At 75.4% G+C, this 18,394-nt stretch carries 14 protein-coding genes; 1 reads left to right on the top strand and 13 read right to left on the bottom strand.

What is annotated here, in order from left to right:
• Positions 1 to 126 precede the first annotated feature (126 nt).
• Positions 127 to 3,990: a hypothetical protein gene (locus tag ACH414_RS01940; RefSeq protein WP_398940568.1), complete on the bottom strand. Its 3,864-nt coding sequence runs from the start codon at positions 3,988 to 3,990 to the stop codon at positions 127 to 129.
• A gap of 92 nt (positions 3,991 to 4,082) precedes the next feature.
• On the bottom strand, positions 4,083 to 4,457 hold the full coding sequence (locus ACH414_RS01935) for a hypothetical protein (protein ID WP_382534482.1): 375 nt from the start codon (positions 4,455 to 4,457) through the stop codon (positions 4,083 to 4,085).
• Between the two features lie 175 nt (positions 4,458 to 4,632).
• Here ACH414_RS01935 and ACH414_RS01930 point away from each other — a divergent pair, with 175 nt between their 5' ends.
• Entirely contained in the window at positions 4,633 to 4,884 is a 252-nt protein-coding gene (locus tag ACH414_RS01930) for an EF-hand domain-containing protein (protein ID WP_382534480.1), read from the top strand.
• Positions 4,885 to 4,888: 4 nt separating this feature from the next.
• On the opposite strand, the gene ACH414_RS01925 is transcribed toward ACH414_RS01930, so the two are convergent.
• The 11 genes from ACH414_RS01925 to ACH414_RS01875 form a co-directional block, all read right to left on the bottom strand.
• The gene (locus ACH414_RS01925; RefSeq protein ID WP_382534478.1) at positions 4,889 to 5,698 is read right to left on the bottom strand and encodes a polysaccharide deacetylase family protein; all 810 of its coding nucleotides are present in this window, start codon (positions 5,696 to 5,698) and stop codon (positions 4,889 to 4,891) included.
• Positions 5,699 to 5,801: 103 nt separating this feature from the next.
• Positions 5,802 to 7,217, bottom strand: coding sequence for a serine/threonine-protein kinase (locus ACH414_RS01920; protein WP_382534477.1), 1,416 nt, complete (start codon positions 7,215 to 7,217; stop codon positions 5,802 to 5,804).
• 12 nt (positions 7,218 to 7,229) lie between these two features.
• The gene (locus ACH414_RS01915; protein WP_398940567.1) at positions 7,230 to 8,027 is read right to left on the bottom strand and encodes a serine/threonine protein kinase; all 798 of its coding nucleotides are present in this window, start codon (positions 8,025 to 8,027) and stop codon (positions 7,230 to 7,232) included.
• 154 nt (positions 8,028 to 8,181) lie between these two features.
• A complete protein-coding gene (locus ACH414_RS01910) occupies positions 8,182 to 10,209 on the bottom strand; it encodes a family 43 glycosylhydrolase (RefSeq protein WP_398940566.1) in 2,028 nt (675 codons plus the stop codon).
• 96 nt (positions 10,210 to 10,305) lie between these two features.
• On the bottom strand, positions 10,306 to 11,772 hold the full coding sequence (locus tag ACH414_RS01905; protein WP_386562013.1) for a hypothetical protein: 1,467 nt from the start codon (positions 11,770 to 11,772) through the stop codon (positions 10,306 to 10,308).
• A gap of 11 nt (positions 11,773 to 11,783) precedes the next feature.
• Positions 11,784 to 13,358 (bottom strand): peptidoglycan DD-metalloendopeptidase family protein, encoded by a 1,575-nt coding sequence (locus ACH414_RS01900; protein ID WP_398940565.1) that lies wholly within the window; start codon positions 13,356 to 13,358, stop codon positions 11,784 to 11,786.
• A 13-nt stretch (positions 13,359 to 13,371) separates the two neighbouring features.
• Positions 13,372 to 14,358: an alpha/beta hydrolase gene (locus ACH414_RS01895; RefSeq protein WP_398940564.1), complete on the bottom strand. Its 987-nt coding sequence runs from the start codon at positions 14,356 to 14,358 to the stop codon at positions 13,372 to 13,374.
• Between the two features lie 165 nt (positions 14,359 to 14,523).
• On the bottom strand, positions 14,524 to 15,345 hold the full coding sequence (locus tag ACH414_RS01890; RefSeq protein WP_382534466.1) for a tetratricopeptide repeat protein: 822 nt from the start codon (positions 15,343 to 15,345) through the stop codon (positions 14,524 to 14,526).
• Positions 15,346 to 15,385: 40 nt separating this feature from the next.
• Entirely contained in the window at positions 15,386 to 16,159 is a 774-nt protein-coding gene (locus tag ACH414_RS01885) for a YqjF family protein (protein WP_398940563.1), read from the bottom strand.
• A gap of 280 nt (positions 16,160 to 16,439) precedes the next feature.
• Entirely contained in the window at positions 16,440 to 16,973 is a 534-nt protein-coding gene (gene cpt / locus ACH414_RS01880; RefSeq protein WP_382534462.1) for a chloramphenicol phosphotransferase CPT, read from the bottom strand.
• Positions 16,974 to 17,039: 66 nt separating this feature from the next.
• A complete protein-coding gene (locus ACH414_RS01875; protein WP_398940562.1) occupies positions 17,040 to 18,374 on the bottom strand; it encodes a carboxylesterase family protein in 1,335 nt (444 codons plus the stop codon).
• Between the last annotated feature and the right edge of the window lie 20 nt (positions 18,375 to 18,394).

The raw sequence follows: 18,394 nt of genomic DNA, 5'->3' as shown, positions 1-18,394 counted from the left end.
CGGGCGCCCGGGCAGGACGCCGTCACGTCGCGACACACCAGTCAGGCAGCCCCGTCACGACGACGGCCCGGCACGAGACCCCCGTCACGACGACGGCCCGGCACGAAGTCCCCTCGCCTAGTCCCGTCAGGCCGTCCCCTCCAGATACGTGTCGGCCATCGCCCGCGCCGCCGCCGGCCACGGCCCGCCCAGGGCGTCCGCAGCCTCGCGCCAGTCGCCCTCGCGCAGGGCGCGTGCCAACAGCGGTCGGGCCCGGTCCGGTTCGAGGGCGCGGGCGAGAGCGACACGGACCCTGGTGGCCTCACCGGGAGTGGGCACCCTCTCGGCGAGGGCCTCGGCCTCCTCGAACTCCCCGGCGGCCACCAGGGCCCCCACGACCGGGCCGACAAGCCCTTCCCACTCCCCGAGAACCACACCTTGCGCCCATGCCAGCCCCAGGAACTCCCGCACCCCGGCGGTGTCTCCGGCGCCCGCCGCCTCGACGGCGAGCGAGGTCATCGTGCGCAACGTCCCGCCCCGCGACCGCATCGTGCCCGCCAGCCGGTCGATCTCCGCCCAGTCCCGGCGGGCCGCGGCGGCGCGCATGCGGACGCTCGTGGCGATGTCGGGGGCGTACGGGTGGATCAGCGGGCGCGCGACCGCCTCGGCCCTCTCGTGCGCTCCCGCCTCGACGAGCGCTTCGGCGAGTCCGAGCAGCGCCTGGTCAAGGGCGTTGGAGGGCGGCACGCCGAAAGCGGCGGCCTCCGCGAGGTCCGCGAGTCGCGTCACGCGCGTCCGGTCCTCGGGCGCGGTCGTCGTCACCAGGCCCGCCCAGCCGTAAATGCGGGCGACGGGGTCCGCCACCGTGCCCAGCAGGGCCTCGGCCCGGTCCGCCGCGCCGGCCTCGTCCAGCGCGCGGGCGAGCCGGCTCAGCAGGTGGGGCACGCTCTCCGGGTCCACCCCGTCGGAACGGACCGCGGCGAGGGCCGCGTCCGCGAACAGGCCGACGTGACCGGGACGCTCGGCGCGACCGGGACGACTGGTTTGCTCGATGTACCCGGGCGGCCTGGCGCTCCCGCTGCGTCCGCCCTGTCCGGCCGCGCGCACCAGGGCCGTGAAGGCAACGGCCCTCGTCCCCGGGAGGGCGCTGCGCAGCGCCCTGGCCGTGGCCGCGTGCTCTCCGGCCAGGTAGAGGGCCACCACCAGCTCGGACAGCACCTCGCCGCGCGGGCGTTCCTCGGCGAGCCGGGCGGCCACGGCCTCCGTGCGCCGCGCGAGGAGCCGGATGCGGGGCCGGTCGCGGGCGTCGGCAGGGGCGGCGGTGAGCGCGCGGATCAGCGCGGCGAGCGACCGGCCCTCGTCCTCGCCGTCCGGGGAGGACCGGGCGGTCCGCTCGGCCTCGGCGGCCAGCTCCGCGGCGGTCTGCCGCTCGCCCGCCTCGCCTGCCGCCAGCGCGAGCTCGGCCAGGACCTCCGCCCGCAGGCGCGGTGAGCGCAGGGTGCGGGCGGCTGCCGTGGCCCGGTCCCGCCGGCCTTGTTCGCGCAGTGCCCGCACCAGGGTGTGCAGCAGCAGGTCCCGTTCGCCGGCGGTCTCGCCGGACCGGACGAGCGTCTCCGCCCACGCGTGGTGTCCGCAGCGGACGGCGGCCTCGACCATGCGGCGCGCCGTCTCCTGGGCGTTGTAGCCGGAGAGGGTGCCCAGCACGGCCTCGGCGCGGGCGTGCGCGCCCGCGTGGACGAGCGCCACCGCCAGGGTGCCCAGCGCGTGCGCCGTCCGGTAGGGGCCCTTGAGCGTACGGGCCAGTGCCTCGGCCCGGTCGGCGAGCCGCAGGGCCTGCGCGGGTTCCGCGGCGGCGTTCCGCACCAGTCCGGTCCAGACCCGTACGCGGCTCTCGGCGGTCCGCTCCGTGTCGGCGAGCCCGCACGCGGCGGCCCACTGCCGCGCGGCCCGCGCCCGGAGGGCGCCTGCCACTCCCCCGTCCTCGCCCTCGGCCGCCGTCGCCGAGATCTCCGCGAGCTGCTCGAGACCGTGTGTCCGCAGCATCGGTTCGGTCAGCCGGTCCACGAGTGCCTCCGCGCGGTCGTGGAAGCCGGCCTCGGCCAGGTGGCAGGCCACGGTCTTCAGGGCGCGCTGCGCCACGAACGGGTCGTCGGCAGCGAGCGCGGTCGCCTCTGCCTCCGCATGGCGCCCCGCCCCGGCCTGTGCGTCGGCGAGGGACTCCAGGGCGAAGGCGCGGGCCCGGGTGGTGAGGGAGGCGGCGAGCCGCTCCGTCTCCGTGAGGCGTCCCTGCCGGGCCCAGACCTGTGCCACCCGCTGCCAGGCGTCCTCGCGCGCCTCGAGCTCGGGGGAGGACGCGATCAGGCGGCGTAGCTGCGCGTCCCGGCCGGCGTGGGCGAGGGCCTCCGCCATCTTCAGGAGCGCCGCGTGGGGCTGCCCGGCTCCGGCGAGGGTGGCCGCCACGGCGGTCGCCCGGTCCACGTGACCGGCTCCGGCGAGCACGGCGGCGAGCCGGATCAGCGCCTGCTCCCGCAGCCAGGGGTTCTCGATGCCGCGGGCCGTCGCGGTGACGCGTTCCGCGATCCCGACGGCCGTCTCCGGCTGTCCGGCGCCGGCCGCCCGCTCCACGAGGTCCGTCAGGAGCTCGGCCCGTGTGCCGGCCTCGGGCGCCGATCCGGCCAGGGCCTGCGCGCGGGGGAGGTCGCCGAGCACCGCCCACGCGGCCGGCAGCGCCGGCGGCAGGGCGAGGTTCCGGGCGGAGAGCAGGCCGTGGTGGACTGCCAGCACGCCCAGTCCGGCGAGGTCCGGCACCTCCCGTGCGAGCACCGCGTCCTGCGCCGCGCCGATCTCGGCCAGCGCGGCGGCGTCCCCGCCGGTCCTGGACAGCAGCAGGGCGTGCCGGGCCCGGTCGGTCGCGCAGGCGAAGAGTTCGGCGGCCTCACCGGAGTCGGCGAGCATCGCCGCGTACCCGCGCAGCAGGTAGTCGGGGGTGTCGGGCGGCCAGCCGCGGCCGCGGTAGGCGTCCGCCCAGGTGCGCAGCCGCTCCCGGTAGGCGCCGAGGCGCGGCGCGAGGAACCGGACGGCCGCGGCCTGGAGTTCCTCGTGGGCGAGGAGGTAGGCGTCCGCCGGTGCGGCGGCACCGTGGCCGCCGCGCCGGGTGAACGTACGGGCCGTCACCGCCTCCAGGTGCTCGTCGACCTGCCACCGGTCGAGGCCGGTCAGCTCGGCGAGGTCGGCGGCGCGCAGGCCGCCGCCGGAGGCCGTGACCAGGCCGAGGAGGTCCTGCTCGGCCGCGGAGCCGTGCAGCAGCCGCTTGAGCTCTCGCTCGGCGTCCCGGCGCACCACCTGGGCGTGCGGCGACATGCCGAGCACCCGGACGACGCCTTCGGCCCGCAGCGGGTGCCCCTCGGGCACGTCGGAGGGCAGCGGCGGGTCCGGGCGGCCCGCGACGACGACCCGCAGGCCGTGCGGCGGCCGGACCGGCAGGAGCGCGGCGATGCTGTGCGCGTCCGGTCCGGCGACCACTCCGCGGTCCTCGTCGAGGCCGTCGACTAGGAGGACGAGCCGCTCGCCGCGCTCCCGGCACAGGGCGGCGGCGTCGGTGAGGAGGGCGGTGAGGTGGGGGCCGCGGGTGGCCTCGGACAGCTGCGCCGGCAGGGGCCGGTCGAGCAGCTCGGCCAGCTGCTCCAGGACGACGTCGGTGAAGCCGGTCCGGTCGCCGTGGCCGGCGAAGCGGCCGGTGACGAAGAAGGGGACCACGCGGACGCCGGGCGGCGGGTGCAGGGCGAACCACGCCAGCAGCGCGGACTTGCCCGCCCACGCGGGCGCCCGCCACCACAGGTATCCGCCGTCGCCCGGCGCGGTGCAGAACGCGGCGAGTGCCGCGAGCTCCGGCTGTCGGTCGAGGAGTTCGGGCGGTGCGATGGCCCGTACCTGGTGCGGATAGGCGGAGCGGACGGCGGGCGCGGCCGTGACGAAGACGTTCGTCTGGGTGTTGTGGTGGCCGATCTGCACCCCTCGCGCATGCGAGGCGTCGATCACCACGGGTTCGGCGGGCGCAGGGGCGCCGGATCCTGGCCCGGATTCCGCTTCCGCGTCGGGGCGGGTCAAGAGAAGTGGTTCGTCTGGGTGTTGTGGTCGCCGATCTGCACGCCCTTGGCCTGCTCGGCGTTGACCTCGGGGCGGGCCCGTGGTCCGTCCGCCCGCTCCAGCAGGAGCCGTGCCGCGGCGAGGACCTCCTCGTCCCGGTCCGCGCCGGTCTCCTCGAGACGCCCGCGCATCCGGGCCTCCCAGAGGCCCGGCTCGACCTCCTCGGCTTCGAGGAGCTCCCGCGTCGCGGGGTCGGCCGCGCCGCCGGCGCGGCGCCGCAGGGCGTCCCTGAGCCCCGCGTACGCGTCGCGGACGGCGGTCCCCGCCGTTTCCGACACCCCCGCGGCCGCTCCGGTCGCCAACGCCGCCAGGATGAGCTCGACGCCTGTCATGTGCACTCCGTTCCCGAGTGGTGGTCCCCATGCCCCCGCGGTCCCGCACAGCCAACGAGACCGCCCCGCCGCGGGGCACGGCCGCAGCGGCGGGGCAGGCAACTGATCAGGCGTCCGCGGCGTCCTACCAGCCGGCAGCACAGCCGCGTACCCGCCTCACGGAACAGGACACACGATGAGCGACAAGGCCCGGACCCTCTTCGACGCGCTCGACCTCGACCGGGACGGCACCCTGACGCGCACCGAGGTCATCGCCGCCCTCCGGGGCAAGGGCCCGACGCTCGCCGCGCAGGGGATCATCCCGGCCTGGGGAGTGGGGGACGACGACGCCTCTTCCGCGCTGTTCGACGAGGCGGACCTCAACGGCGACCGGGTGCTCAGCTTCGAGGAGTTCGCCGCCTGGGCCGACCGCCGGTTCGGCTGGTGACCGGTCAGGGGGCCGTGCGGACCGGGAAGCTGAAGGTGTGCCCCTGCCCCTTGAGCCACGGCAGGACCTGCTCCAGGGCCGCGACCGTCTGACTGCGGTCGCCGCCGCCGTCGTGGAAGAGGATCGTCGGCCCGTTGGACAGCTCGCTCTTGACCGTGTGGACGATCGAGGCGGTGCCCGGCTGCTCGAAGTCCTTGGTGTCGACGTTCCAGCCCAGCGGCCGCATGCCGGCCGCGGCGGCGATGCGCCTGCTGTCCGGGGTGAAGGCGCCGCCCGGCGCCCGGTAGTACTCGACCACGGCTCCCCCGGCCGCGTCCTCGATCATCTTCTTCGCGTCCAGGATCTGCCGCTTCTGGTACGCGACCGACTTCTTGTCCATCGAGGTGTCGTGGTCGATGGTGTGGTCGCAGAGCTTGTGGCCTTCGGCGACCACCCGCTTGACGAGTTCGGGGTGCTGCTTCGCGTTCGGGCCGACCATGCAGAACACGGCCTTGACGCCGTTCTCCTTGAGTATGTCGAGCATCCGGGGCGTCCAGCGCGGGTCGGGACCGTCGTCGATGGTGATGTTCACCGCGGAGCCGCCGGCCTCCGCGGCGTGCGCGATGCTCTCGGGCACCTTCGCCGGCCGCACCTGGGCCGGGCCCTTGCCCGGCAGCCCGTCCCGCCCCTCGGGCGCCTGTGCGCTCGGCCCGGCGCCCAGGCCGGCGGCGGCCTCCGGGTCCGCGAGCGCGGTGGCGCCCCATGCCGCCAGGCTCAGCCCTATCGCCGACGCCACCACGGCTATGTGCGTGGTGTACTTGCGCTTCTCTCCCATGGAATGCCCACTCCCCGTAGGTTCCTGACCGTATCCCAGAAGGGAGGACGGACGATACGGCAGGAAGGTTTCACGCATTTCGGACGCGAATGTCACACCTCTGTCATGACGGACGCGCTTTCACCGGCGCCGACGCCGTGGGACGGGGACACCTCGGCAGCTGCGGGCGGTCCTTGGTGCGGACGGCGGGGAGCCACGCCGTGGCCGGAACGCCCGCCCCCGGAAGGCGGATCCGGAACCACACCGTGGACTGCCGGTCCTCCTCGTCGATGATGGGCTGACCGTCCGGCAGCCGGCACTCCACTTCGAGGACGTCGCCGTGCCACACCCGGGTCGGCACGACGTTCTCCGCCGTATAGGGGCTGCGCGGGTCGATCGCCAGGCCGAGACTGCACTGGCGGTCGCGGTCCGTACGGCCCTGGCAGCCGCGCTCGGCGTTGAACACCCTGATCCGCGCCGGGCCTTCGTCCTCCGCTCCCCCCGTGCCGGTGTACGACCAGAGCACGGCGCCCGCCGCGGCGCACACGCCCATCGCCACGGCGAGCAGCGGAGCGAGCGACCGGCGCCGCCGGCGCGCCCCGCCGCCCCCGCCCCCGGCGCCGGTGCCGGGCCGGCTCCGGATCCGGTCGAGCAGGGCCTCGGCCGTGTGCCCGGCGCGGGCGGCGTGGCTGGGGGCGAGGCAGTCGGCGGCGAGCTCGCGCCAGAACTCGGGGACGGCGTGGTCCATCCGCAGCGGGGCGCGCCCTTCCGCGTACTCCCGTACGGCGGCGGTGCGGGCCGCCGGGGTGGCTCCGGGGAAGGGGGAGGCGCCCGAGGCGAAGACCTCGTGGATGACGATGCCCAGGGCCCAGATGTCCGCGCTCTGCCGGACCCGGACGCCCTGCTCGCCGAGGGGTTCCTCGCCCCGTTCGGGCGGGAGGTAGTCCAGGGTGCCCATCGGGGGCGTGTAACCGTGGGTGCCGGTCAGTTCGACGGCGAAGCCGAAGTCCGACAGCTTCACCGAGCCGTCCCGGCCGATGAGGATGTTCTCGGGTTTGAGGTCGGTGTGCACCCAGCCCGCGCGGTGCAGATGGGCGAGGCCCTCGCAGATCCCGGCGATCAGCGCGGCCCCCTCGGTCTCGGCCACCCCGGCGTCGATCAGCTCGCGCAGACTGCCCGCGGCCCGCTCCATGACGAGGACGATCGCCCCGTCGAGCAAGGGGTCCGGAGCGGCACCGAGCACGAAGGAGTCGAGGAGCCGGATGAGCCGGGGGTGTGCCGCCCCGCGGCCGAGTCCGACCTCGCGCGCGGCCGCCTCCGCCACGTCCCGGGCCTGGCGCGGGGCGAGCCCGGCGGTCGGCATGACCTTGAGCGCGACCTCCTCGTCCTCGGCCGCGGCGGGGTCCGCGGGCCGGGCCGCGTACACCGTCGCCCAGCCTCCCGACCCGATGGGCTCGGTGACGATCCAGTCGCCCACCCGGCAGCCCTCGGGCAGCGGTTCGGGCCGGCCGCTCCCCCACGAGACGGTCCGCTCGTCCACGCGCACCCCGCCCTACCGTCCCCGCTCGGCGGACTCGGCCGCCGGCGGTAAGAGCGCCAGGTGCTCCTCGCGGACGATGCCGAACTTCAGCGCCACGCCGACGACCGCCTCGCGCTTGCCGTTCCTGCGTTCCGTCCGGCCGGTGTCGGCCGAGGCCGGGAGGCCGATCCGCAGCTTCTCGTCGGCGAGGTAGTCGATGTGCGAACTGACCGCGCGGGCCGTCAGCCTCGCACGGGCGGCATGGCCCCGGAGCCGCTCGACGACCTCGGGCGTGGTGGGCACCGCCACCGGTGAACGGTCGCGCAGCCACGGCTCGCAGAGCGCGACCAGCACGAGGAAGTACGTGGCGGTCTCGTCGAGGGAGTACGCCGTGAGCGTGCGGCTCTCGCCGGGACCGCCCGTGCCCCGCGGGTCCAGATAGACGTGGTCGGGCGCGAACACCTGGAAGAAGACGGTGGTGTCGCGGCGCGTGGGCAGCACCACCCGGGAGAACTCGAAGGGGATGGGCGCCCCGGCGCGGCGCGGCGGGACCCTCAGGTACTCGCCCGCGCCCTCCGGGTTCTCCACGAGATAGCTGTGGCTGGTGCTGTGGTTGCTCAGCTGCCAGTGGTCCTCGGTCGCCCGGATCTCCCCGGCGAGCCGGGAGATGGCCGCGTCGGCGAGGCGGAGCTCCACGGGGGTGCTCGACGAGCCGCGGCCGAACCGGGCCCGCTGCCCGGGTCCGAGTCTCAGGGTCACCGCGTCCCCGCACGGCTCCCCGTCCACGCCTCCGCCACTGCCCTGCGGCAGGTGGATGACAATCCCGCTCACCGCTCCCCCGTCCCGCGTGCCGACCGTTGCCCGACACACCGAACGTTACCGGTTGCACACGGTCATGCACCGCGTGGCATCGGCCACTTCGCGGGCCGTCCGCGCGGTTCGAAGGGGAGGGTTCGCCCCGCCTGTCCGGGTTCCGTTCCGGTGGTCAGGAGGCGGGTGCGCCCGATCGGAGGGGTGCGACGGCGCGGTGGCCGAACGCGGTCCACGGCTGCCAGCCGCCGCTGGGCCTCTCCTGTGCGCGAGTGCGGATGCGACCGTCGGTGGTGACGGCGAAGAGGTGGACGCGGCCGGTGGCGTCGGCCGCGGCGGAGGGGGTGGCGGCGAGCGTCACGCCGGGCTCGCCGAACTCCTCGCCGGGGTCCCAGCTCCCGCCCGGCGCGAGCTGCCAGCGGTGGTCGAGGCGCTCGCCGCCGGGCGCGAGCGCGAACGCTTCGAGGCGTCCGTCGGCGCTGGGGACGAGCAGCGGCGCAGCGGCCGACCAGCCGAACAGCGGTTGCCACGCGTCCCATCCGCCGCTGGGCAGCGACTGGCGCCGGTGGAAGGAACCCACCCCGGACGGGGCGAGGGCGGCGACGGTGAGCCGGCCGCCGCCGTCGCGGGTCACCCGGGGCGCGCCCGCCGCGGCGGTGCCGAAGGCGCCCCAGGCCGACCAGGCGCCGCCGGGCGCCAGCTGCCAGCGGTGGGTGAGCGCGGCGCCGCCGGGCGCGAGGGAGAACACTTCGAGGCGGCCGTCCGCGTTGGCCGCGACGACCGGCGGGGCGCCCGCGGGGCCGCCGAATCCGGCGTCCCAGGGGTCCCAACCCCGTGCCCCGGGGGCCGTCTGGCGTCGGCGGGCGACGACGGCGCCGTCGGGGCTCAGGGCGAAGACCTCGAGACGGCCGTCGGCGTCGCGGGCCACGGCGGGGGCGGCCGCGGCCGGGCCGCCGAACTCCTCCCAGTCGTACCAGCCGCCGTCCGGGCGCTGCACCCTGTGGTGCAGGTTGACGCCGCCGGGGGCGAGCGAGAAGACCTCAAGGCGACCGTCGGCGTCGCGGCCGAGGGTGGGGACCGCCCCGGCCGGGCCGCCGAACCGCTCCCACTCCGACCAGGTGCCGTCCTCCGGGTCGAGCTGGACGCGCCGCAGCACGGAGCGGTCGTCCGCGTCGAGCGCGAAGACGTTGAGCCTGCCGTCGACGTCCAGGGAGACGACCGGGTTGTCGGGGCTCTGCCACCGGGGCGGGGTGTCCCGCCACTCCAGCGGGGCCATGGACAGGCCCTTGCCGAACCAGCCGGCGGCGCTCGCGTACCAGTCCTGCCCGTCGGTGACGGCCTCGACCGCGTGACCGGGCACATGGCCGGCCCAGCCGTCGAGGGTGAAGCGGAAGGGGTCCAGGGAGGCGAGGACGTCGGTGCCGTCGTAGCCGTTGCGGGGCCCGATGAACAGGTAGTACCAGCCGTCGCGTTCGACGACGAAGGGCGACTCGGTGACCGAGACGCCGGTCGCCTCGGTGGTGGCGTCGGCGTAGGCGGTGCCGGGCTCGCTCCAGTGCAGCAGGTCGTCGGAGCGGCGGGTGCAGACGAGGTGCCGCCCGTCGGAGGCCGAGACCTCCGTGTAGTACATGACCCATTCCGCGCCGACCCGCAGCACCATGGGGTCGCGGGCGGCGCGTCCGCGGAACAGCGGGCCGCTCGGAATGCGGGTCCAGGTGAACAGGTCGGTGGAGGTGGCGAGGTTGATCGCGGCCCCCTCGGCGCCGCCGGCCGCGTAGAACATCCGGTACGTGCCGTCCGCCTCGACGACGTGCGGAGCCCACAGGTGCTCCTCGCCGTGGTATCCGGGGTCGACGGTCAGCGCGTCGGCGTGGCCGGTCCAGGGGCCGTACGGGGAGGGGGCGGAGGCGTGGGCGAAGGAGACCTCCTTCGCGCTGTCCGGGGAGCGGCCTGGCGGGGCGCTGTCGCCGACGATGCCGAACAGGTGCCAGCGTCCGCCGGCCCGCAGCAGGGTGTGGTCGTTGAGATAGCGCCGCCGCTCGCGGGTGGACGGGTCGTACACGGGGGTGGGCGGACCGGCGCCGATCCACCGGTGCGGCGGAAGGGTGCCGGCCGTGGCCGGGGGCGCCCCGAGGCCCGGGAGGGCGAGGGCGCCGGCGCCGGCGGTCGCCCGCAGCAGCTGCCGTCTGCTGATGGGGTGCATGGCTCTTCTCCTGGTGGGCCCGCGGCCGGCCGGTCCCGACGGGGGCGGGGCTCGGCCGGCCGCGGGGGCCGGTTCGGGCGGTGGCGGCGGGCCCGGTCAGTCGACGGCGGGGCCCGCGGTGCCGTTGAGCCAGGACCACTCGGACCAGCTGGAGAAGCCGGTCTGCCACTTGTGGTAGACCCCGGCGTGGCTGGTTCCGAACACCTCGATGCGGCCGTCGGCGTTGGCGGCCGCGGTGATCTCCGTACCGCCGCCGCCGTAGTTCTCCCACTGGCCGTAGGGGGCGTTGACCCCGGTCTGCCACAGGTGCTGGGCGACGCTGCCGTTGATGGCGAAGACCTCGACGCGGCCGTCCGGCGAGCGTTCGCTGGTGAGCTGGGAGTCGGCGGGGCCGCCGGTGGGCTCCCACTCGGACCAGCTCGTGGGACTGGTCATGTACTTGTGGAAGACGCCGACCGGCCCGGAGGCGAAGACCTCGATCCGCCCGTCCTGGTTGTGGTCGACGGTCAGGTCGCGCCCGCCGCCGCCGAAGTCCTCCCACGCGGACCAGCCGCCGTTGACGGCCGTCTGGTACTGGTGCTGGAAGGCGTTCCCGTTGAGGGCGAAGACCTCAAGGCGCCCGTCGGGCGACTTCTCCACTTCGAGGCGTCCGTCGGCGGGGCCGCCGCCGGTGGGCTCCCACTCCGACCAGCCGCTGTTGGGCGCGGTCTGGTACTTGTGGAAGACGCCCACGGGACCGGAGGCGAAGACCTCCAGGCGCCCGTCGCCGTTGGCGCCGACGGCGATGTCACGCCCGCCGCCGCCGAAGGCCTCCCAGCCGGACCAGCCGCCCGAGGGCGCGAGCTGGTAGCGGTGCTGGAAGGTGTTGCCGTTGATCGCGAACATCTCCAGCCGTCCGTCGGCGTTCGGGGCGATCGCCAGCTCGGCGCCGCCCGGCCCGCCGAGGAACTCCCAGTCGGACCAGGCGCCGTTCACCCCCACCTGCCAGGCGTGGTGCACGCCGTCGGCACCGGCCGCGAACACTTCGAGCCGTCCGTCGGAGGAGCGGGCGGAGACCACGCGGCCGGATTCCGCCGGGTAGACCAGCGGGGCGGGACCGGGGCCGGGGTGGCCGAGGCGGTCGACCGCGGCGCGCGCCTCGTCCATGTGGCGCCGGTGCGCGCCCGCGTTGTAGGTGGACCAGGGCTGCCAGTTGGTGCCGCCGTTGGAGATGGTGAAGGCGGCGTTGGCGTTGCACTGGGCGTCGTAGGCGCAGGCGTCGTCGACCTCGGGGTGCCAGTAGTCGTTGATCTGCCACAGGCCGCGGTCGCGCGAGGGGGGCGTGTTGTTCGTGACGTTGGTCGCCGACGGGTCGCAGCTGGACTCCGCGAGGGCGACGGCGACGGCGGTGACCAGGCCGTCGCCGCGGAATCCGGCGTTGTAGCCGACCTGGGCGCACAGGTCGCTCGACGCGGCCTGCGCCGGAGAGGCGCCCGCGAGGATGCCCGCGGCGAGGAGCAGCGAGGCGAACGCCGACAGGACGGCGCGATGGGGCGCTCTCGGGGAGCGCTGTCCGGTTGTCACCTGTTGTCTCCTCAGTTGACCGCGGGACCCGCGGTGTTGTTGACCCACGCCCACTCGGACCAGCTCGCGTGGCCGGTCTGCCACTTGTGGTAGACCCCGGCGCTGCTGGTGCCGAACACCTCGATGCGGCCGTCGGCGTTGCTGGTGGCGGTGATCTCCGTACCGCCGCCGCCGAAGCCCTCCCAGGCGCTGTAGGGGGCGTTGACGCCGTTCTGCCAGATGTGCTGGGCGACGCCGCCGTTGATGGCGAACACCTCGACCCGTCCGTCGGCGGTCCGCTCGCTGGTGAGCTGGGAGTCGGCGGGGCCGCCCGTGGGCTCCCACTCGGACCAGCTCGTGGGGCTCGTCTGGTACTTGTGGAAGACGCCGACCGGCCCGGAGGCGAAGACCTCGATCCGCCCGTCCTGGTTGTGGTCGACGGTCAGGTCGCGCCCGCCGCCGCCGAAGTCCTCCCACGCGGACCAGCCGCCGTTGACGGCCGTCTGGTACTGGTGCTGGAAGGCGTTCCCGTTGAGGGCGAAGACCTCAAGGCGCCCGTCCGGGGCCTTCTCCATCTCCACCCGGGCGTCGGCGGGGCCGCCGCCGGTCGGTTCCCACTCCGCCCAGCCGCCGCTGGGGGCGGTCTGGTACTTGTGGAAGAGCCCGACCGGGCCCGAGGCGTAGACCTCGATCCGGCCGTCGGCGTTCACGCCGGCGGCGATGTCGCGCCCGCCGCCGCCGAAGGCCTCCCAGCCGGACCAGCCGCCCGCGGGCTGGAGCTGGTAGCGGTGCTGGAAGGTGTTGCCGTTGATCGCGAACATCTCCAGCCGCCCGTCGGCGTTCGGGGCGATCGCCAGCTCGGCGCCGCCCGGCCCGCCGAGGAACTCCCAGGCGGACCATGCGCCGTTCGACGCGAGCTGCCAGGCGTGGTGCACGCCGTCGGCACCGGCCGCGAACACCTCGAGCCGTCCGTCGGAGGAGCGGGCCGAGACCACCCGGCCCGACTCCGCCGGGTAGACCAGCGGCCGGGGCTGCGGGACGCCGCCGGGGACACAGGGCAGGGTCACGCCGTGCTCGGCGAGGTAGACCTCGGGGTCGATGCCGTACGAGGTGGAGGGGTCGCCCCAGATCCGCAGATGGAGGTGGACGCCTTGGACGTCGCTGCCCTCCTGCCCCATCAGGGCGATCTCCTGGCCGGCGGTGACGTGCTCGCCGACGGAGACGAACCGCTGGTACATGTGCCCGTACTCGGAGATGCGCCCGTCGGGGTGCTGGATGCGGATCCACTGGCCGTAGCCGTCGGCGTATCCCGAGTGGGTCACCTCGCCGTCGCCGATGGCGAAGATCGGGGTGCCGAGGACGTTGCCGATGTCCACGCCGTTGTGGCCGGAGTGGTAGGGCTGGGTGACCGGCCCCTCGGCGGGGCAGGCAGCGGTGAAGTCCGCGGCCCGGGCGGTCGACTGGGTGGTCGACTGGGTGGTGGACTGGGTTGCGGCGGTGGCGACGGCCTGGGCCGTGGCCGGGCCGGTCACCAGCAGGCCGGGCGCGAGGGCCGCGGCCGTGGCGACGAGGACGCGCAGCGCGCGTCGGGGAAGACCGAGCGACACGTGTGGCCCCCCGTCAGGCCTTGCGGAGGCGCTGGATGATGCCGTCGATGTCGCGCTGCATCATGTCGTGCCGGATGAAGTGGCCGCCGGGCAGCTCGTACGACTCGTGCCCGATCCCCGCGCGGTCGAGGGCGGCGCGGAACTCGCGCTGCCCGGCGAGGACCTGGGTCTCGTTGACGGTGTCGAACCAGTTGACCGGATCCGGGCTGGTGCCGGCGACGAGGAAGACCCGCTTGTTGCGGTAGCTCTCGATGCGCTGCACGGGGTTGTCGGCGCTGACCCGGCCCTCGTCCCAGAACGGGGCGCCGTAGACGGTGCCGCCGCCGAGGTCGGTCGCGGACGAGACGTTGGCCCAGTGGACCACGAGGCCGTTGTCCCGGCGCAGGCTGGCGGGGCCGGAGTGGGCGCTGACCGAGGCGAAGTGGCCGTAGTACTTGGCCGCGTACTTGAGCGCGCCGAAGCCGCCCATGGAGAAGCCGGCGACGGCCCGGCCGTCGTACTCGGCGAAGGTGCGGAAGCTCGCCTCGACCCAGGGCAGCAGCTGGTTGATGTGGAAGTGCTCCCAGTTGCGGGGGCCGACGTTGGAGCTCACCGGGTTCGAGTACCAGCCGGCCCGCCCGCCGTCGGGCATGACCACGATGATCGGCCGACCGGCCGTCCACTCGCGGATGCCCTCGCGGTCGAAGGTGATGAAGTCCTGGCCGTCCCCGCCGCCGTGGAAGAGGTAGAGGACGGGGTAGGTGCGGCCGCTGTAGTGGTAGTCGTCCGGCAGGAGCACGTTGACGCCGGGGTTCCAGCCGATCGCGTCGGTCGCGAAGCGGTAATACCACATGCGGTGGTCGCTCTCGTTGCGGTCCACGATGCGCAGGCCGAAGCCGTCACCGGCCGCGGCGGCCGTGGAGGCGGACGCGAGGACGCCTCCGGCGCCGAGGGCCGCGGCGGCGGTGAGCCCGCCGACGGACTTGAGGATGCTCCTGCGGGTGGGGTGGTGCGCGGTCAACGTGACCTCCTGGGGCACGACGGGGCCGGTCGAGGGGCGGTTCGGAAGGTAGCGGCGCTTCCCCGGCCGGTGAATCCGGAACCTTCCGGACTGACAGCTGCGCCCGGTTGGGCTAGGGGCCGTCCCCGTGCCCTTGCCGCGTCGTGTTCCCGGCCGCGCCCGGCCCTAGAGGTCGTCCGATCCCACGTGTCGCCGCAGGGCCTCGTAACCGCGGCGGTGGTGGGGGTCGCGCAGGTCGACGAAGACGGTGTGGTGGGCGCCGTCGTGGGTGTACACGTCGAGGTGGCCGCCGGAGTACCCCGGCCGGCCCATCGCCCATTCCGCGGACTCGATGTCGGCCGGGTCGAGTCGGAGGGAGCCGAGCGTGATCGGCTCTCCCGGCAGCAGGTACCCGGGGTCGAGGTCGTACAGGAGGGCGCGGGCCTGGGCGGCCGTCGGCTCGTCGGCGTCCGCGAGGGCCCGGAGGTAGACCTCGCGCCCCTCGGCGAGCCGGCCCGGGTCGACCTCGACCAGCCGTCGGTGCGCCCGGTGGGCGGTGTCGCCGAGGAACGGCGGTTCCATGGCCCGCAGATACAGTCCGCAGGCCTCGTCGGTGCGGCCCTCCTCGGCGCTGAGGTTGGCGAGGTTGAGCAGGGCCTTGCGGGCGTGTTCGGGATGCCCGCTGTCGACGGCGCGCCGGTAGAGCTCCCGTGCGTGCGCCGGCTCGCCGTCGCGCTGCCGGAAGAGGGCGTAATTGAACAGGGACTGCGGCGCGTGGTCCGGGTGCCCGGTGGCGATGGCCCGCTCGAACGCGGCGCGGGCCTGCGCGGTCCGGCCCGCCTGGGCTTCGAGGACGGCCAGGTTCGCCAGGGCCTTCGGGCCGATGTCGGGATGGCCGGTTTCCGCCGCGCGCGCGAACGCGGCGCGGGCGGCTTCCACGTTGCCCTCCGCGCGCTCGCGGGCCCCGAGGTCGAACGCCTCCTGAGCCGCCTGCTCCGTGGCCGTCACCGCGCTCCGCCTCTCGTGCGTCCGTCGTACGTCTTCGCCGTCAGGGGGTGGGGATGCCGGCCGGCCTGCGGGGCGGGCGCCCGAAGCGGACCGGGACGCCCGGGGAGTAGAGCACGCTCACGGATGCGCCGGCCGGTGCGGGCAGGCCGGCCGCGGCCACCAGGTCCTCGTCGCAGCAAAGGAGCTCCGCGCGGTGGAGGGGCCAGCGGGGGTGGGTGTTCGGCAGGTAGAGCGACCGGCCGAAGAAGGCGCCGTGCATGCCCCAGCGGGCGGTCAGGAAGTGTTCGAGCCCGGTCGGCTCGGCGACCCGCTCGCCGATCCGTATCGCGAGCCGGCTGTGCGCACCGCGCGGGCCCGGCCACCGTCGGCGGCTGGTGTACGTCACGACGTCGGCGTCCCTGCGGATCTCCATCCGCGACCAGACGTAGGGCAGCCGGAAGGCGGCCCGTCCGACGGCGACGGGTATCAGCCGGGACGCGTCGAGGGAGCGGAAGACGACCCCGCGGCGCCCGTGGGCGTCCACGGAGTACAGGCGCACGTTGGTCTCGGGGAAGGTGCCGAGGTACGGGATGCCGGGCAGCCGGAACCAGCCGACGCGGTGCATCCGGAAGGCGACGAGCCCGATGTACGTGACCCCGTCCAGGGTGTCGGGCCGGGTGCCGGGCGGCAGCAGCGGGGCGACGTCGGCCGGGTCGGCCGCCCAGTGCAGGAAGGCCAGGTCGAGCCAGGACTGCGTGAGCAGCGGCCGGTCCGCGGCGTGGGGCGGATCGGCCGTGATGGGCTCGGGCTCCACGGCGAGCGGTACGTACGGCACCGCGCCAGTATCCCGAACCCCGCCGCGGCCGGGAACACCGCGGCACCGGATCCCGACGGACCCCACGGCTCCGCCCGCGGCGGCGCGCCCCGGCGACGCACCTCGGCGGCCCGCTCGACGCCACCCCGGGCGACCCCGCACCGACGGACCTTGACGATCCACCGGCCGGCGACGCGCGCCCCCGCGGACACCACGGGCTCCACGCCTGGCGACACCCCCTGGCCCGGGCCCCGCCCACGCGCCTCCCCCGCCCACGCGCCGCCCCCGCCCCGCCCCCCGCTCAGCGCACGTGCGCCGCGATGGCCCGTGCGCAGTCCAGGGACTCGGTGTGGGTGGTGTCCACCTCCACGTCGTACGTCACGCCCTCGTGCACCAGGTCCGCCTGCAGGGCGGCCATGCCGAGGGCGCGGTCCCCGCGGGCGATCTCCCGTCCCGAGGCGACCGTGCCGTCGCAGCGGACGCCGACCCAGAGCACGTCCACCCCGTCGAGGCGCTTGAGCCAGCGCTGCTGTGAGGCGGCCCCGCCGAGGAAGACCTCGTCGAGGACGATCCTCGCCCCGGCGCGGGCCATCGCGACGATGCCCTCCGCCCAGGCCTCCTCCAGCCGTCGGAACTCGGCGCCGACCCGCACCTCGCCGTCCGCGCCGATGTCGATGCCCTCGTCGGAGAGCTGCATCCGGGCCGGCAGGGTCTCGACGAACGAGTCGACGCCGAACGCGAGCCAGGGGTCGGGCAGCACGGCCTGGAGGCAGCGCACGATCCCGGACTTGCCGGCGCTGGAACCGCCGTTGAGGATGATCATCTGAGTCGTCACGGCGCCAGGGTAGGTGCGCTCCCGCCGGGCGGGAAACGGATTTCGGCGCCGGTGGCGCGCCGGGCCTCAGTCCCTCGTGAACGTCTCCACGTGCGGGGCGCCGCCGGGCCGGTGGGCGGGCCAGCCGGGGTCGCCGGTGGCGGTGAACGCGGCGAGTGCCCCGCTGAAGGCGCGGGCGAGGGCCCGGTCCCCGGCGTCGACCGGGCCGAGCATCGGAGCCGTCGCGTACGCGTCGAGGTGGTCGAAGGCGAAGGGGAGCTCGGCGCAGTGCGGTGCGCCGAGTCCCGGTACGGCGGTCGACGCGCGGGCGAAGCGGTAGACGTGGGCGGGCGTCCCGTGGGCGGCGCACGCGGCGGCGAGGGTGTCGACCCCCGCCCCGAACGCGGCCTGGGTGACGGCGGCGACCAGGTCGGCGGGGGCGTCGGGGCCGAGGAAGGCGGTCGCCTCGTGCTCGGTGCGGCCGATGAGGACCCGCTTTCCCGCGAGCGCCCCGTCGGCGACGGCGTCCGGCCAGGGCCGGGGGTATCCGGCGCCGCCGAGGACGGGGTAGAGGGGCGGTGCGGCGTCGCCCGGGCGGGCGAGCTCGGCCGCGAGCCGCGCGAACGCGTCGAGCAGGTCCACGGCGGGCACGTCCCGCAGGGACTTGGCGAGGTGCTCGTCGCGCTCGATCCCGAGGAGGCCGAGGTAGCGGTTCGCCGCGTGGGCGGCGTCCTCGGGCGCCTGCGGGAGGAGGCTCCAGGGGCCGCTCTGCAGGATCAGCTGATGGATCAGGGGCCCGGTCGCCGGGTCGAGCGCGAGGGCGAGCGCGGAGTAGGCGCCGGCGGACTGGCCGCCGACGGTGATGCGTGCGGGGTCGCCGCCGAAGGCGCCGGCGTTCTCCCGTACCCAGTGCAGGGCCGCGGCCTGGTCCCGGGCGCCGAGGTTGTCGGCCCCGGTCTCCGGCAGGTGCAGATGGCCCAGGGGGCCGATCCGGTAGTTGGCGGTGACCACGACGATGTCGCCGGCGGCGGCCAGGCGGCTGCCGTCGTACCAGTCCCAGCCGCCGGAGCCGCTGGTGAAGCCGCCGCCGTGGAACCAGAGGAGCACGGGGCGGGGCCGCTGTCCTTCGGCCGCGTCGGCGGGTGTCCAGACGTTGAGGTTGAGGCAGCCGTCCTCGTCCCAGTCCGGTGTCCGCCCGCCCATGACCGGTGCGAGCCGCCCGGGCCCCTGGGGTACGGAGGGGCCGGGCGCCGTGGCGTCGCGGACGCCCGGCCATCCGGGGTGCTCCGCCGGTGGGCGGAAGCGGAGCCGGCCCACCGGCGGGGCCGCGTAGGGGATGCCGCGGTAGGCGTTCACCCCGCCGTCCGTCACTCCGCGCAGGTTCCCCTGCCGGATCCCCACGACCGTCGTCCTGCCACTCATGCTGTCCCTCGTCACCCGCC

It is taken from the genome of Streptomyces sp. NPDC020422 (assembly GCF_044386705.1).
In the GTDB taxonomy this organism is placed as follows: domain Bacteria; phylum Actinomycetota; class Actinomycetes; order Streptomycetales; family Streptomycetaceae; genus Streptomyces.
Note: the sequence above shows the minus strand (reverse complement) of the source record. Positions and strands in the feature narration are given on the sequence as shown.

Coding starts and splice junctions, on each gene's coding strand:
- ACH414_RS01875 (WP_398940562.1), bottom strand. CDS start 18,374: ATGAGTGGCAGGACGACGGTCGTGGGGATCCGGCAGGGGAACCTGCGC.
- ACH414_RS01925 (WP_382534478.1), bottom strand. CDS start 5,698: ATGGGAGAGAAGCGCAAGTACACCACGCACATAGCCGTGGTGGCGTCG.
- ACH414_RS01930 (WP_382534480.1), top strand. CDS start 4,633: ATGAGCGACAAGGCCCGGACCCTCTTCGACGCGCTCGACCTCGACCGG.
- ACH414_RS01910 (WP_398940566.1), bottom strand. CDS start 10,209: ATGCACCCCATCAGCAGACGGCAGCTGCTGCGGGCGACCGCCGGCGCC.
- ACH414_RS01935 (WP_382534482.1), bottom strand. CDS start 4,457: ATGACAGGCGTCGAGCTCATCCTGGCGGCGTTGGCGACCGGAGCGGCC.